Source organism: Herbaspirillum sp. NPDC101397, assembly GCF_044767325.1.
Classification (GTDB): Bacteria; Pseudomonadota; Gammaproteobacteria; order Burkholderiales; family Burkholderiaceae_D; genus Herbaspirillum.
Genome location: NZ_JBIWNS010000004.1, coordinates 209456 through 223083, shown reverse-complemented (window position 1 = coordinate 223083; position 13628 = coordinate 209456). Strand labels below are relative to the sequence as shown.

Annotated in this window: 11 protein-coding genes; 8 read left to right on the top strand and 3 right to left on the bottom strand. The window is 56.8% G+C overall.

Annotated features, from left to right (window positions below):
* Positions 1 to 171: 171 nt before the first annotated feature.
* Positions 172 to 1221, bottom strand: coding sequence for a DUF4440 domain-containing protein (locus tag ACIROW_RS11520; RefSeq protein WP_402275414.1), 1050 nt, complete (start codon positions 1219 to 1221; stop codon positions 172 to 174).
* A gap of 207 nt (positions 1222 to 1428) precedes the next feature.
* Positions 1429 to 1575 (bottom strand): hypothetical protein, encoded by a 147-nt coding sequence (locus ACIROW_RS11515; protein WP_402275413.1) that lies wholly within the window; start codon positions 1573 to 1575, stop codon positions 1429 to 1431.
* 338 nt (positions 1576 to 1913) lie between these two features.
* On the opposite strand from ACIROW_RS11515, the gene ACIROW_RS11510 reads away from it, so the two are divergent.
* From ACIROW_RS11510 to ACIROW_RS11495, 4 genes are read left to right on the top strand one after another with little or no spacing between them, the layout of a single operon-like run.
* On the top strand, positions 1914 to 2954 hold the full coding sequence (locus ACIROW_RS11510) for a fatty acid desaturase (RefSeq protein WP_402275409.1): 1041 nt from the start codon (positions 1914 to 1916) through the stop codon (positions 2952 to 2954).
* A 44-nt stretch (positions 2955 to 2998) separates the two neighbouring features.
* Positions 2999 to 3745 (top strand): hypothetical protein, encoded by a 747-nt coding sequence (locus ACIROW_RS11505; RefSeq protein WP_402275407.1) that lies wholly within the window; start codon positions 2999 to 3001, stop codon positions 3743 to 3745.
* A 28-nt stretch (positions 3746 to 3773) separates the two neighbouring features.
* Positions 3774 to 4238 carry an acyl-CoA thioesterase gene (locus ACIROW_RS11500; RefSeq protein ID WP_402275404.1) on the top strand — a complete coding sequence of 155 codons (465 nt, stop codon included), beginning with the start codon at positions 3774 to 3776 and terminating at the stop codon, positions 4236 to 4238.
* A gap of 7 nt (positions 4239 to 4245) precedes the next feature.
* Positions 4246 to 5268 carry an alpha/beta hydrolase family protein gene (locus tag ACIROW_RS11495; RefSeq protein WP_402275401.1) on the top strand — a complete coding sequence of 341 codons (1023 nt, stop codon included), beginning with the start codon at positions 4246 to 4248 and terminating at the stop codon, positions 5266 to 5268.
* Between the two features lie 213 nt (positions 5269 to 5481).
* Here ACIROW_RS11495 and ACIROW_RS11490 read toward each other — a convergent pair whose 3' ends face one another.
* Positions 5482 to 6225 carry a TIGR00730 family Rossman fold protein gene (locus ACIROW_RS11490; RefSeq protein ID WP_402275399.1) on the bottom strand — a complete coding sequence of 248 codons (744 nt, stop codon included), beginning with the start codon at positions 6223 to 6225 and terminating at the stop codon, positions 5482 to 5484.
* On the opposite strand from ACIROW_RS11490, the gene polA reads away from it, so the two are divergent.
* The 4 genes from polA to ACIROW_RS11470 all read left to right on the top strand — a co-directional run bounded on the left by polA (position 6226) and on the right by ACIROW_RS11470 (position 13590).
* Positions 6226 to 9015, top strand: a complete 2790-nt coding sequence (gene polA / locus ACIROW_RS11485; RefSeq protein ID WP_402275397.1) for a DNA polymerase I — start codon at positions 6226 to 6228, stop codon at positions 9013 to 9015. It begins immediately after the preceding gene.
* 425 nt (positions 9016 to 9440) lie between these two features.
* Positions 9441 to 11090 (top strand): methyl-accepting chemotaxis protein, encoded by a 1650-nt coding sequence (locus ACIROW_RS11480; protein WP_402275394.1) that lies wholly within the window; start codon positions 9441 to 9443, stop codon positions 11088 to 11090.
* 163 nt (positions 11091 to 11253) lie between these two features.
* Positions 11254 to 12138: a dienelactone hydrolase family protein gene (locus ACIROW_RS11475; RefSeq protein ID WP_116436552.1), complete on the top strand. Its 885-nt coding sequence runs from the start codon at positions 11254 to 11256 to the stop codon at positions 12136 to 12138.
* A 438-nt stretch (positions 12139 to 12576) separates the two neighbouring features.
* On the top strand, positions 12577 to 13590 hold the full coding sequence (locus ACIROW_RS11470; RefSeq protein WP_402275391.1) for a PDR/VanB family oxidoreductase: 1014 nt from the start codon (positions 12577 to 12579) through the stop codon (positions 13588 to 13590).
* The last annotated feature ends 38 nt before the right edge of the window (positions 13591 to 13628 follow it).

Sequence of the window (13628 nt, the reverse complement as noted above, 5' to 3'; positions counted from 1 at the left end):
TAATCATGGGGAACTCGCAATCTGGACAGGTTGACAGTAGGTGGTCATTGTAACAAACGAATCAGTCGGAGCCCGCATCCTCGCGAATGTGCTCCGCTATATAGATGGGGGCATGTTGTCGAAGCTCAACTGTTTTATCGCGCGTCTTGTCCCGGTTACGGTTGTCAGCCGCTATTTACCGGCTGACGCGGCTTTGCGCACAGTTTCCTGGACGATTTTCCAGGCGTCGCCGCGACGCGCCAGCACCAGTGTCTTCTCGCTGGTCTCGGCGAGTCGGTCTGACGTGTATTTCTGGGTGAACCTGACGGTGGCGACGTCGCCGCTCACCGTCACGCCGGGCGCGACGATGTCGACGGCGATACGCTTGCTGGCATCAATGCGCGTGCGTCGCTGCGCTGCCCAATCGCTGTGGCGCTCGCCATTTGGGGGGCGGAAGTCGTCGGCGTAGTAAGCCAGATAGGCATCGACGTCCTTGCGGCCCCACACCGCAGCCCAGTCGCGAACAGTGGCGAGTACCGCGGCTTGTTCCGGTGACGCCGCTGCCGGGGGCGTTGCAGCCGGGCCAGCCGTGACGGCAGTCGGCGTGCGCGAAGTAGGCGACACCGGCCGTTTCAGTTCCGCCAACGCTTGCCGCGCCGGCGCATAGTCCTGCGCAGCGGCGCGGGCATACCACTGCGCCGCTATCGTCTCGTCGGTGCGCACGCCGTAGCCGTTCTGATGCATCTTGCCGAGGCTGTATTGCGCCAGTGGCAGGCCTTGGGCGGCGGCTTTTTCAAACCAGGACAAGGCCACGCGAAAATTCTGCGCAACACCGTCACCGTTCAGGTAGATCGCGCCGAGATTGGCCTGGGCCAGCGAGTTGCCCTGTTGCGCCGATTTGTTGAGCCACTCGATTGCCGACGCCGTGCTTTTCGGCACGCCGTCGCCCAGCAGATAACTGGTGCCGAGGCTGTACTGGGCGTTGGCATGACCCTGGTTCGCGGCCTTTTGCAGCCACAGCGCCGCCGCCGCAGGATCCTTCGGCACGCCGCTGCCGCTGTGGTACATCTGCGCCAGCGTGTATTGGGATTCGGCGTCGCCGGCGGCGGCAGCGTCAGCGACCTTCGCCACGGCCGGCGACAACGCGCCGGCGCTCGCGCCCGTCGATTGGGCAGAGGCAATCGGACTCGCCTGCATCGCAGCGAATGCAAGCAGCCAGCACAGCCAGTAGTTGATGATCATATTGGGTCCGGTCGAAGAAGAGAAGAGCAACGGGCAGCGAGCGCTTGCACGGAACAGGTTTCGACGGACACGGAGGAAATTTGTTCGGCGTCGCGTTGATTATGCGACGATTGTTGTGGAGTTATAGAAAAATTACTGCATGTCATTCATAAAAAACGCCGACCGGCAAACTTGTTGCGGATCGGCGTTTTTGGTGAGGCGATTGAATTACAGATACATGTCGGTCTGGCGTTCGGTGTCTTCCGGATCGGCCGGTTTCTTTTGGCGCGCATCGTAGAACTTCTGCACCGCCACCACCACTTCGGCCGGGTCGTCGATCACTTGCAACAGGTCGAGGTCCTTGGCGGAAATCATGCAGTCGTCGACCTAGCGCGTGCTGATCCATTCCATCAATGATTGCCCAATTCTTTTCGTTATCTCGAGTCTGCTGAGCCGGTGCCGCAGGATTTACAGGCTCTTCGAATAATTACTATTTCCTGCTGGTTTCTTGCTATGTTTGGTTGATCGTATGGCAACTCTCACATACACTTCGCAAAATTTTTAAATAACAACGTTTCAAATCTTGAACAGCGCCGCGCCATTAATTGCAATGGCGCGTCGGTCAACGTTACAGCCATTGTTCTTGCACGTTCTGCACTGCATGAAATTAGCCGGTTTCCATTGTGGGATTTGGGATTTTTCATGGATAAATTTTGCAGAATATCGACATCACTCACCAAGACAACAATGCTGCTCAACGTCCTCTTCGCGACCTTCACGCTTTGACGAAGACATATCAACGAGGTAGCGTCGGGAAAAGCATCGGTCAATTAGTAAGCACTTTTATGCCGATCTTTTTGCTTTACCCGATTGGAATCCATTCCATGCATACGTATCCGGTGCTTACTATCCTATCGGCGCTACTCATTGCCGGGCTCATTATTCGGGCATTCATGCTGCAGCATGATTGCAGTCATGGCAGCTTTTTCAGATCAATGAAAGTTAATGAAATCCTTGGCTTTCTGATTGGTATTTTGACGCTGACGCCGCATGCATGTTGGAGGCGCTTTCATCTGATGCATCACTCGGGAAACGGCAATCTTGAAAAACGTGGATATGGCGATGTCAAAACATTGACTGTCGCTGAATACGCGGCGTTGCCGTTATTGAAAAAGTGGTACTACCGGCTATACCGCCATCCGTTGATCTTGTTTGGATTTGGCGCTTTCTTGTTCTTTCTGGTTCGCCAGCGCCTGACTTGTCGTGTGCCAAAAAGCTGGATTAAAGAGCGATGGAGTATACATGGCACTTCGTTGGGTATCTTCACCGTAGCAAGCGTTATTGCGGTAGTTGCAGATGATGCTTGGTCGATTCTTTTCTTTCACATCGGTGTGATGTTCATTGCGACAGGAGTCGGCGTCTGGTTGTTCTACATCCAACACCAGTTCCCGGACGCATACTGGAAAGATGACAGTGATTGGCGCTTTCATGAAGCAGCACTGGAAGGCTCCTCTTTTTACGATTTGCCGCGCGTATTGCATTGGATTACTGCCAATATCGGCTACCACCATATCCATCATCTGAACGTAAATGTGCCGAACTATCACTTGCCCAAGTGTTACCGCGAGAACGACGAATTTAAACGAGCAAAGCGGTTCACGTTGCGAGAAAGTCTGAAATTCTCCCGATTGAAATTATGGGATGAGAGAAAGCAAAAAATGGTGAGTTTCCATGCGTTAAAAAAAGGTTCGTAACTACGATTGCTGTAAAACGTTTCAATATGTGTGTATGGACAACTATGTACTTTTTCTACGCTGCACTGATGATCGTGGGGGGCTTTTTGATTGGGTATATGGTCTCAACCTTAATTGAATCAATTTTGCATCAGAAAATTTCTGACGCACCCAAGAAGACAGTCAATTTTTGGATGCGATACCCGCGATTTTTTGCAATTTTTATTAATGCAAATTATTCTCATCATGTCATTCACCACAGAAAAACATTCCGGAAAAACTATGTTACTCAGTTTGAAGATGATCAGGAAAGAAATGCACTGGATAAAGTGTTGGCGGCACGAGGAACTCATGGAAACATCATCCGAAAATCACACTACGCGATAAAACTGCAAGGGACCGGAGTGTTGGTTTTCATTCTGCCATTTATACCGGTGATTGCACTGTTGTTTACTATCTCTCCACCAATGTTTGCCGGCGCGTTCTCGGTTGCCACCACACTATCACCGCTGTTAAATAATTTCATACATCCTTACTTGCATATGCCGCATGAAGAGGCGATTCGGAGAGCGCCGAAAGGCATTGTTCTTTTTCTCAAGACATCGTATTTCCGAAAAATGATCCGTCATCATTATGTGCATCATAAATACGTCGCATGTAACTTCAATCTGCTGTTGGGTGGAGATTGGTTACGTCAATCTTTCAGAAATTTTTTTTCCCGCCGAGAGGCGGCACCAAAGCATCGCGTAAATCGATTGCCATCCGCAACCGATGAAGAGGAAATGCGTAAGCTTGGGCTTCCGATGTATTAATCTTTTATTCAATTCATGAAGGTTTTGTATGAATTTATTGTTCCGCTTGATTTATGTGGTTGTCGCGTCGTTTTTTAAAGAGCGGCTTCCCGCTGGGAAGGCAGAAAATAATCTAACTTTATATGCATTTCCTAATGATCTTGACGTTAACTTTCACATGAATAACGGACGTTATCTGACAATTTGTGATTTGACTCGGGTAGATTTTTTTATTCGAACAGGCTTGCTGAAGGTCATGTTGAAAAAAAAATGGCGACCTATCATTGCAGAACACACAATGACCTATAAAAAATCGATTAATTTATTCGACAAGTTTCAGGTTTCAATGGCGTTGACGCATTGGGACGAAAAATATTTCTATATGACGCATACTTTTCGCAACAACGAACGAATTCTTGCAGAAGGAACTTCGAAAGGCGTCGTTCTATCCCGTCAGGGGGTGATTACACCGGGGGACGTCATCGCAAGCGTAAAGCTGGCAACAGGTGCCTGATACTAATATGCACAAGATATTAAGCTACGGACTTGGCTGGCTGGATAACGGTTACTTTTTTCTTCGAAACAGGATTTTTTCCAACGAGCCGCCTCTGTTTTATGAGGGGTGGGGGGCTAATGCTGCAATCGATGCGGTTAAACAACGATTTGATGCGAGAGACAGTGCTGCCGACATTCAAGTCGAATGGGAGGGAGATTGGATTGTTGCTGATGGTTATCGGTATCGAGACGGAAAATTTCGATCGCCTTTCTATCAGGAGCATCTGCCGTCAGAATCATTGATGGCTTACTTTCGCATGATGTTACCGACTTGTATGGAAAACTGTCCGATCGTAGTCCATCCTGCGACGACTAGAGAAAATGGTTACAAAGGTCGAGAAAAAAATGCACGAACCTTGGCGAAAGCAGGAATCGGATCCGTATTGATGGAAAATCCGTTCCGTGGGCGTAGGCGACCGGCATGTCAGCCGACGGCCACATTGAGAAAATTGTCTGATTTCGTTTTGCTGTGTGGCGCCGCCATCGAAGAATCTCGGTCATTGTTGCTTTGGTTACGCAGGCAGGGCTATCAAAGATTGGCGGTGGTCGGTATCAGCAAAGGCGGATATATTGCGTCGGTTGCCGGTATCCTGAGTTCTTTTCCTGTTGCCATCGTGACGATCGTGGCTCCGCACAATGGTATCGTCGTTTTTGTCGACGGCCTGACTTCCGGATTGTGTGACTGGAATAAGCTAAAGCATACATGTGGTGAGCGCGGCGATATTTCCGCCCGGATGCAATCGGTATTCAATGCGACCAGTTTGGAACGATTGCCATCGCCAATACCGGACAGGAAAGTAATTTTGATTGGTGCCCGGCACGATCGATTCGTATCTAAGGCTTCTTATGAAACCATGCGCAATCATTGGCCGCATGCGGAAATTCGATGGTTGCCGGGTGGGCATGTCAGCAGCATTGTGCAGAGTCGTTACTTCGTTTCAGCAATCCATGACGCTTTCTCGATGACCATTTTTACCCTCATCGAATGAGGTGCAGTGCCAGATTGGGCGGGGGTGTAGATAGTGTTAAATATTGCAGATACTAAAAAAGACCGCTCGAAGTCGACGTGAATCGGAGCGGTCTTTGTCCCAGATGCCCTTGCGTTATTGGGGATTGGCTACACTGAACAGTGTCACAAATAAGCGCCGACCGGCAACTCGTTGCGGGGCGGCGTTTTCGATAGTGCAGTTGACGCGGTTGAATCAGAGATACATGCCGGTCTGGCGTTCCGCGTCTTCCGGGTCAGCCGGTTTCTTGCGCGCGTCATAGAACTTCTGCACCGCCACCACCACCTCGGCCGGATCGTCGATCACCTGCAACAGATCTAGGTCCTTGGCGGAAATCATGCCATCGTCGACCAGGCGCGTGCGGATCCACTCCATCAGGCCCGCCCAGAATTGGCTGCCCACCAGAATCACCGGCATCAGGCGCGATTTGCCGGTCTGCATCAGCGTCAGCGCTTCGGTCAGTTCGTCCAGCGTGCCGAAGCCGCCCGGCAGCACCACGTACGCGTCGGCGTACTTGACGAAGGCGACCTTGCGCGCGAAGAAATGGCGGAACGACAGCGAGATATCCTGCCAGCCGTTGCCGTGCTGTTCATGCGGCAGCTCGATGTTGAGTCCGACCGACGGCGAGGCGCCGTCGAAGGCGCCCTTGTTGGCTGCTTCCATGATGCCCGGGCCGCCGCCCGAGATCACGGCAAAGCCGGCGTCGGACAGGCGCCGGGCGATGTCAACGCACAGGGCATAATGCGGATCGTCCGGTTTTGTGCGGGCGGAACCGAAGATGGAAACCGCCGGGCGCAGCTCTGACAGGCGCTCGGTGGACTCGATAAATTCTGCCATAATCGTGAGTACATGCCATGACTCGCGTGCCTTCTTGGCGGTGGCGCGCTCGATGTCATCCACTTCCCGCAGTCGCGGGACATTTTTTCCTCTAAGTTCCATATGCAAAAAACCTTGTTGTTAGTTGATGGTTCCAGTTACCTCTATCGTGCATTCCATGCTCTGCCCGACATGCGTAACGCGGAAGGCGCGCCGACCGGTGCGTTGTACGGCATCATCAATATGCTGCGCCGACTGCGTAATGATTATCCAGCAAGTTACATCGCTTGTGTATTCGACGCCAAGGGCAAGACATTCCGCGATGACTTGTACGCCGAGTACAAGGCTACACGCAAATCGATGCCTGAGGACCTGGCGTTGCAAATCGAGCCGATCCACGCTGCCGTGCGCGCGTTGGGCTGGCCCATCCTGATGGTCGAAGGCATCGAAGCCGACGACGTCATCGGCACGCTGGGCTTGCGCGCCGCCGAAGAAGGACTCAAGACCATCGTCTCCACCGGCGACAAGGACATGGCGCAATTGGTCAACGACCACGTCACGCTGGTCAACACCATGAGCAACGAAACCATGGACCGCGCCGGTGTCATCGGCAAATTTGGCGTGCCGCCGGAGCGCATCGTCGACTACCTCAGCCTGATTGGCGACACTGTCGACAACGTGCCCGGCGTTGAAAAGTGCGGCCCCAAAACCGCCGTCAAATGGCTCACCCAATACGACTCGCTCGACGGTGTCATCGCCAACGCCGACAAGATCACCGGCGTGGTCGGCGAGAACTTGCGCAAGGCCTTGCCGTGGCTGCCACAGGCGCGCGTTCTGGTGACCATCAAGACCGACTGCGACCTGTCGGCGCACATGGGCACCATCCTCGATTCGCTGACAGTGCAGCCGAACGACAACGACGTGCTGCGTGAACTTTTCACCCGCTACAATTTCCGCACCTGGCTGCGCGAACTGGATGCTGCTTCAGCTCCAGCCTCCGGCGCCGATGCTGCGTCCAAATCGACAGCGGCGCCTCCCGCAACCGGTTCAGTCGATGCCGCCGGCGGCCCCGCGCAAGTCGGCCTGTTCGATGCCAGCGCAACGATCGTCAAGGAATACGAAACCGTCCTGACCGAAGCGCAACTCGATGCCTGGATCGCCACCATCAATTCTGCCAAGCTCACGGCAGTGGACACGGAAACCACCTCGCTGGTTCCCATGCAGGCGCAACTGGTCGGCATTTCGCTGTGCTGCGAGGCGGGACGTGCGGCCTATATTCCGGTCGCGCACAACTACCAGGACATGCCGGCGCAACTGCCGCGCGAACTGGTGCTGGCCAAGCTCAAGCCCTGGCTGGAAGACGACAGCAAGCCCAAGCTCGGACAAAACCTCAAATACGACAGCCACATCTTCGCCAACCAGGGCATCCAGCTGCGCGGCATCGTGCACGACACGCTGCTGGAATCCTATGTGTTCGAATCGCACCGCACGCATGACATGGACAGCCTGGCGCTGCGCCATCTGAACCGCACCACGATCAGCTACACCGACGTCTGCGGCAAGGGCGCTTCGCAGATCTGCTTCGACCAGGTCGAGATCGGTCGCGCCACCGAATACGCGGCGGAAGACGCCGACGTCACGCTGGCGCTGCACCAGGCCATGTGGCCGCAGGTCGAGAACGACGCCAAGCTGCGCTACATCTACGAAAAGATCGAGGTGCCGACCTCGGTCGTGCTGCAAAAGATCGAGCGCAACGGCGTGCTGGTCGACGCCGCCATCCTCGCCACGCAATCGAATGAACTCGGCAAGCGCATGCTCGAGATCGAGCAGCAGGCGTACGAACTCGCCGGCCAGCCGTTCAACCTGAATTCACCCAAGCAGCTTGGTGAAATTCTGTTCGAGAAACTGCAATTGCCGGTGGTGAAAAAGACCCCGTCCGGCACGCCGTCCACCGACGAAGAAGTGCTGGCAAAACTGGCCGAGGATTATCCGCTGCCGAAGATCCTGCTCGACTATCGCGGTTTGTCGAAACTGAAGTCGACCTACACCGACAAGCTGCCCAAGATGGTCGATCCGACCACCGGTCGCGTGCACACCAATTATGCGCAAGCCGTGGCGGTCACCGGACGGTTGGCGTCCAACGATCCCAACCTGCAAAACATCCCGATCCGCACTGCAGAAGGCCGCCGCATCCGCGAAGCCTTTATCGCGCCACCGGGCAGCACCATCGTCTCCGCAGACTATTCGCAGATCGAGTTGCGCATCATGGCGCACATCTCGGGAGACGCCAACATGCTCAAGGCCTTCGCCGACGGCGAAGACATTCACCGCGCCACCGCTTCCGAAATCTTCGGCGTTGGCCTCGGCGACGTCACCAGCGAACAGCGCCGCTACGCCAAGGTCATCAACTTCGGCCTGATCTACGGCATGAGTGCCTTCGGACTGGCCGGCAATCTGGGCATCGAGCGCGCTGCTGCGGCGATGTACATCGACAAGTATTTCCAGCGTTTCTCCAGCGTGAAGCAATACATGGACGACACGCGCCTCGAAGCCAAGTCGCAGGGCTATGTCGAAACCGTGTTCGGCCGCCGCCTGTGGCTGCCCGAGATCAACTCGCCCAACGGCCCGCGCCGGCAGGGCGCCGAACGCGCAGCGATCAATGCGCCGATGCAGGGCACCGCCGCCGATCTGATCAAGCTGGCGATGATTGCCGTGCAGGGCTGGATCGAGCAGGATGGTTTGCAATCCAAACTGATCATGCAGGTGCACGATGAACTGGTCATGGAAGTACCCGATGCGGAGCTGGCGCTGGTGCGTGAAAAACTGCCGGAACTGATGAAAAATGTTGCGGAGCTCAAGGTGCCGTTGATTGCCGAAGTAGGAACAGGCAAAAACTGGGACCAAGCCCATTAATGACTTGTTGAAGCTACTGCGCGCGCCCGTGTGCGGCCTGCGGTGCTCGACGTACTCGCGTACGACTCCGCTCCTCGGCCACACACGGACGCGCTCGCTACGCTTCACCAAGCCATTAAGCTTCGGCTAATCATTTTCCGCATGAATTTATATTGATGCACGACAACGCAGATTGATGCAAAATGCATTTTCGGAAGCAGGGGCACACTTGCTGAAAATGCAAGATAAAAACGAATAACGATAAAGTTGTAAAAACGGCATCGCCCGATGCTGTTTGAGACCAAATACAAATGCAGTAGAGACACGAAGCTGTTGCGGTGAAGTTGGCTGTTGCGTCGACGGAAACACAGGCATAGGCAAGACGACGGATTCGGCGGACATTCGCGGGCGACCGCTTCTCGGACAAGCAGAAACGAGGAGGCGTCATGGTTGCAGGGATGAAGGTGGGGACACGGCTGGGGCTGGGGTTCGCGTGGGTGGTGTTGCTGCTGATCGCAGTGACGGCGTTTGGTCTGTACAACATGGACCAGATGCAGCGCCGGTTCCTCGATGTGGTCGAGGTCAACAACCCGGAGACCAAACTGGTCAATGAAATGATGGGGACCGTTTCGGAACGCTCCATCTCGCTGCGCAACCTGATGTTGCAGGGCGGCGCCGACGATATCGAAAAAGAAGCCGCCTACATCAAGGCGCAGACACAGAAATACCAGGCCTCGGAGCAGAAGCTGCGCAGCATGTTCGACAAGGATGCCGGCGCGGTCGCCGAAAAGAAGGCGGCCATCCAGAAGATCAAGGCGCAGGGCGACATCGCGCACAAGCTGATCGATCAGGCCGTCGACCTTGGCCTCAAGCGCGAAGCTTATGAGCTGGCGCAATTCCTCAAGGAAGAATACCTGCCGGTGCAAAAGAAATGGCAGACCGAATTGTCCGCACTGGTGGCGGTCGAAGACCGCCTCAACGCTGATGCCTCGCAAGCCAGCACCAGCGCCTACACCGCAGCACGCTGGCTGATGCTGGTCACCAGCGCCGTCGGCATCATCACCGCGCTGATCGCGGCGGCGTGGATCACACGCAACCTGCTCAAGAAGCTCGGCGGCGAGCCTGACTACGCGGTGGCGATCGCCGGCCAGATCGCCGACGGCGACCTCGCGGTGCACATCGAAACCAAACCGGGCGACAAGGACAGTTTGCTGATGGCGATGAAGGGCATGCGCGACAAGCTGGCCGCCATCGTCACGCAGGTGCGCGTCGGCTCCGAAACCATCAGCACTGCCTCCACCGAAATCGCGCGCGGCAATCTTGACCTGTCATCGCGCACCGAACAGCAGGCCGGCTCGCTCGAAGAAACCGCCTCGTCGATGGAGCAACTCAATTCCACCGTCAAGCAGAACGCCGAGAACGCGCAGCAGGCCAACCAGCTCGCCGTCGCCGCATCCGACGTCGCGGTGCAGGGCGGCAGCATCGTGTCGCAGGTGGTGCAGACCATGGAGTCGATCAACGCCTCATCGCAAAAAGTGGTCGACATCATCAGCGTGATCGACGGCATCGCCTTCCAGACCAACATTCTCGCGCTCAATGCTGCAGTCGAAGCCGCGCGCGCCGGCGAACAGGGCCGCGGTTTCGCCGTGGTGGCGTCGGAAGTACGCAGCCTGGCCCAGCGCTCGGCCAGCGCCGCCAAGGAAATCAAGGTGCTCATCGGTGACTCGGTCGGCAAGGTCGAGAACGGCAGCAAGCTGGTCGAGCAGGCCGGCGTGACAATGAACGATATCGTCACCAGCATCCGCCGCGTCACCGACGTCATGTCCGAAATCACCAGCGCCAACAGCGAGCAGAGCAGCGGCATCGAGCAGGTCAACGAAGCGATCATCCAGATCGACGACATGACCCAGCAGAACGCCGCACTGGTCGAGCAGGCGGCAGCTGCGGCGCAGTCCCTGCAGGACCAGGCGGCCAACCTGACCGCGCTGGTCAGCGTGTTCAAGCTCGATGGGCGCCAGCTGAGCGCGCCACTGACGCAGCGGACCATCGACATCACGCCCATGCATCCGGAACTGCCGGGAGCGATGGCGGCGTAACAAGCGGTTGTATCTTGTAGAATGCTTTGCGGCAGTTAGCTGCTTGACCCGTTAGCCAAGACTCAGCACGCACGGCCTGCCGGCCTTCATTGCCAGGCAGGCCGTGTTTTTGTCCCAGCCAGTTTCATCCCCTTTTGCGCACTTCCGACTCCTGGAGAATCTCATGAACGATCTGAAGAACGATGTAGACAGCCTGGTGGGCACGACCGGCCTGCTCGATGCCGGCAACCGCCGCACTTTCATCAAGACCGCGCTGGGCACCGGCTTTGCCGCTGCCGTACTGCCGGTCTGCGCGCAGACCATGATCAAGACCGACACCGTCGGTCTGACCGCCGGCGAAGTCAGCGTGACCGTCAACGGCCAGAAGGTGCCTGCCTATCGCGCGCAGCCGGAAGGCAAGACCAACTTGCCGGTGATTCTGGTGATCTCCGAAATCTTCGGCGTGCATGAGCACATCGCCGACATCGCGCGCCGCTTCGCCAAGCTCGGCTACCTGGCGATTGCGCCGGACTTCTTCGTGCGCCAGGGCAATCCGGCGGCCTATCCGACCATTGCCGAACTGAACAAGGAAATCATCTCCAAGGTCCCTGACGAGCAAGTCTTCGGCGATCTCGACGCCTACGTTGCCTGGGCCGGCCAGAACGGCGGCAATCCGGACAAGATCGGCATCAACGGTTTCTGCTGGGGCGGCCGCATCGTCTGGCTGTACAGCGCGCGCAATCCGAAGATCAAGGCCGGCGCCGCATGGTACGGCCGCATCGTCGGCGAGAAATCGGCGCTGCAGCCGCAGCATCCGATCGACATCGCGCCGACCCTGAAAGCACCGGTGCTCGGCCTGTACGGCGGCAAGGATGGCGGCATCCCGGTGGCGACCGTGGAGCAGATGAAGGAAGCGCTGGCCAAGACCGGCAACAAGTCGGAGTTCGTGGTGTTCCCGAATTCGGGTCACGCCTTCAACGCCGATTATCGTCCGAGCTATGTCGAGGCGGACGCCAAGGAGGGCTGGAAACGCGCGGTCGAATGGTTCAAGTCGCACGGCGTGGTCTGATCTGGGGCTGATCTCTATATAGCCGCACAAGTCAGCAGGGGCGGCCCGATGCTCGCGCCAGTTTTTGGGGACCCTCGCACTGATTTGGATCAACTGCTTGCACTGAGGACGGATTTTTCCGTCCTCTTTTTATTTGTCCGGCAACAAAAAGCGTGTATCTCTTCTCTGTTGGACATGGCACGCAGATTGCTAGATTGAAGATTGAGTAGAAGCGGCTAGCCGTCGATCCAAATACCATCGACTGTGGGGCATTGCTCGTGACGCCATCGGAATGAACCGGTGGCACCTGTGAATTTATAGGACACGAGAAATGCTGCGACCATCTCCGCACTCATGCTGCTCACGCCATATTTCCCTCGCCGCTCTCTGCGGCAATTCCTTTTCTCGTGACGATTGTCGGCGCCGTGCTGCGCGATTGTTTCCTCGCGGAGGCGCGCGATGACGACCGTGCGCGACGCTTTCATGACAGCCGCGCAAACCACTGCGCCGCTGAACCTGCGCGTGGTGTCCGTCCGTGACGATGGCCGTGATATCCGCGTCTTCGACCTCGCTGCCGACGATGCGCGCCGCCTGCCGGCGTGGACGCCCGGCGCGCATATCAAGCTGTCGCTGCCCGGCGGGCTGGAGCGTTGCTATTCCCTGTGCAACACGCCCGGCGAAGACGGCTTTTATCGCATCGCGGTCAAGCGCGAGGCGGCATCGCGCGGCGGGTCAGCCTGGCTGCACGAACAAGCCGGCGTCGGCACACAACTGATCGTCGGGGCGCCGGTCAACGCCTTTCCTTTGCACGACAGTCAACACGCCGTCGCGCTGTTTGCGGCCGGCATCGGCATTACGCCGATCTACGCCATGGCAGCCGACTTGCTGCACCGCGGACGCGCCGCGCAATTGCACTATTTCGCGCGCAGCGTGGAGCACGCGGCCTTTCTCTCCCCGTTGTCGCAGCCGGCCATGGCCGGGCATTGCCACTTCAGTTTCGGACTGAATGCGGGCGAGGTCGGCGCCGTCGTTGCCGCCCGACTTGCCCTGTTGCCACGCACAACTCCTTTGTATATCTGCGGTCCGGCACCGTTCATCGCGCAGGTGCGCGATCAGGCTGCACAACGTGGCTGGCGCGACGTCGACGTGCACTTCGAGCTGTTCGCCGCCACGACACCGGCAAGCGATGCGCCCGCCACGCAGGACCGCGTATTCGAACTCGTGCTGCAACGTTCCGGCGTGCGCTGCATGGTGCCACCGGGACAAAGCATCGTTGCTGCTGCCGCCGTCGCCGGGGTGGCGATCGGCACCTCGTGCGGCGAAGGGTTTTGCGGCAGCTGCCAGACCGGTGTGCTGGAAGGCATCCCCGATCATCGCGACAGCGTGCTGACGGAAAAAGAACGCGCGGGCAACCAATGCCTGATGCCCTGCGTATCGCGCTGTCGCAGCGAACGCCTGGTGCTGGATATCTGATTTTCGATTGAAGTACAACAACCCACCTGAAAGGAAGG

Coding starts and splice junctions, on each gene's coding strand:
- ACIROW_RS11475 (WP_116436552.1), top strand. CDS start 11,254: ATGAACGATCTGAAGAACGATGTAGACAGCCTGGTGGGCACGACCGGC.
- ACIROW_RS11490 (WP_402275399.1), bottom strand. CDS start 6,225: ATGGAACTTAGAGGAAAAAATGTCCCGCGACTGCGGGAAGTGGATGAC.
- ACIROW_RS11470 (WP_402275391.1), top strand. CDS start 12,577: ATGACGACCGTGCGCGACGCTTTCATGACAGCCGCGCAAACCACTGCG.
- ACIROW_RS11520 (WP_402275414.1), bottom strand. CDS start 1,221: ATGATCATCAACTACTGGCTGTGCTGGCTGCTTGCATTCGCTGCGATG.
- ACIROW_RS11480 (WP_402275394.1), top strand. CDS start 9,441: ATGGTTGCAGGGATGAAGGTGGGGACACGGCTGGGGCTGGGGTTCGCG.
- ACIROW_RS11495 (WP_402275401.1), top strand. CDS start 4,246: ATGCACAAGATATTAAGCTACGGACTTGGCTGGCTGGATAACGGTTAC.
- ACIROW_RS11500 (WP_402275404.1), top strand. CDS start 3,774: ATGAATTTATTGTTCCGCTTGATTTATGTGGTTGTCGCGTCGTTTTTT.
- polA (WP_402275397.1), top strand. CDS start 6,226: ATGCAAAAAACCTTGTTGTTAGTTGATGGTTCCAGTTACCTCTATCGT.
- ACIROW_RS11515 (WP_402275413.1), bottom strand. CDS start 1,575: ATGATTTCCGCCAAGGACCTCGACCTGTTGCAAGTGATCGACGACCCG.
- ACIROW_RS11505 (WP_402275407.1), top strand. CDS start 2,999: ATGTACTTTTTCTACGCTGCACTGATGATCGTGGGGGGCTTTTTGATT.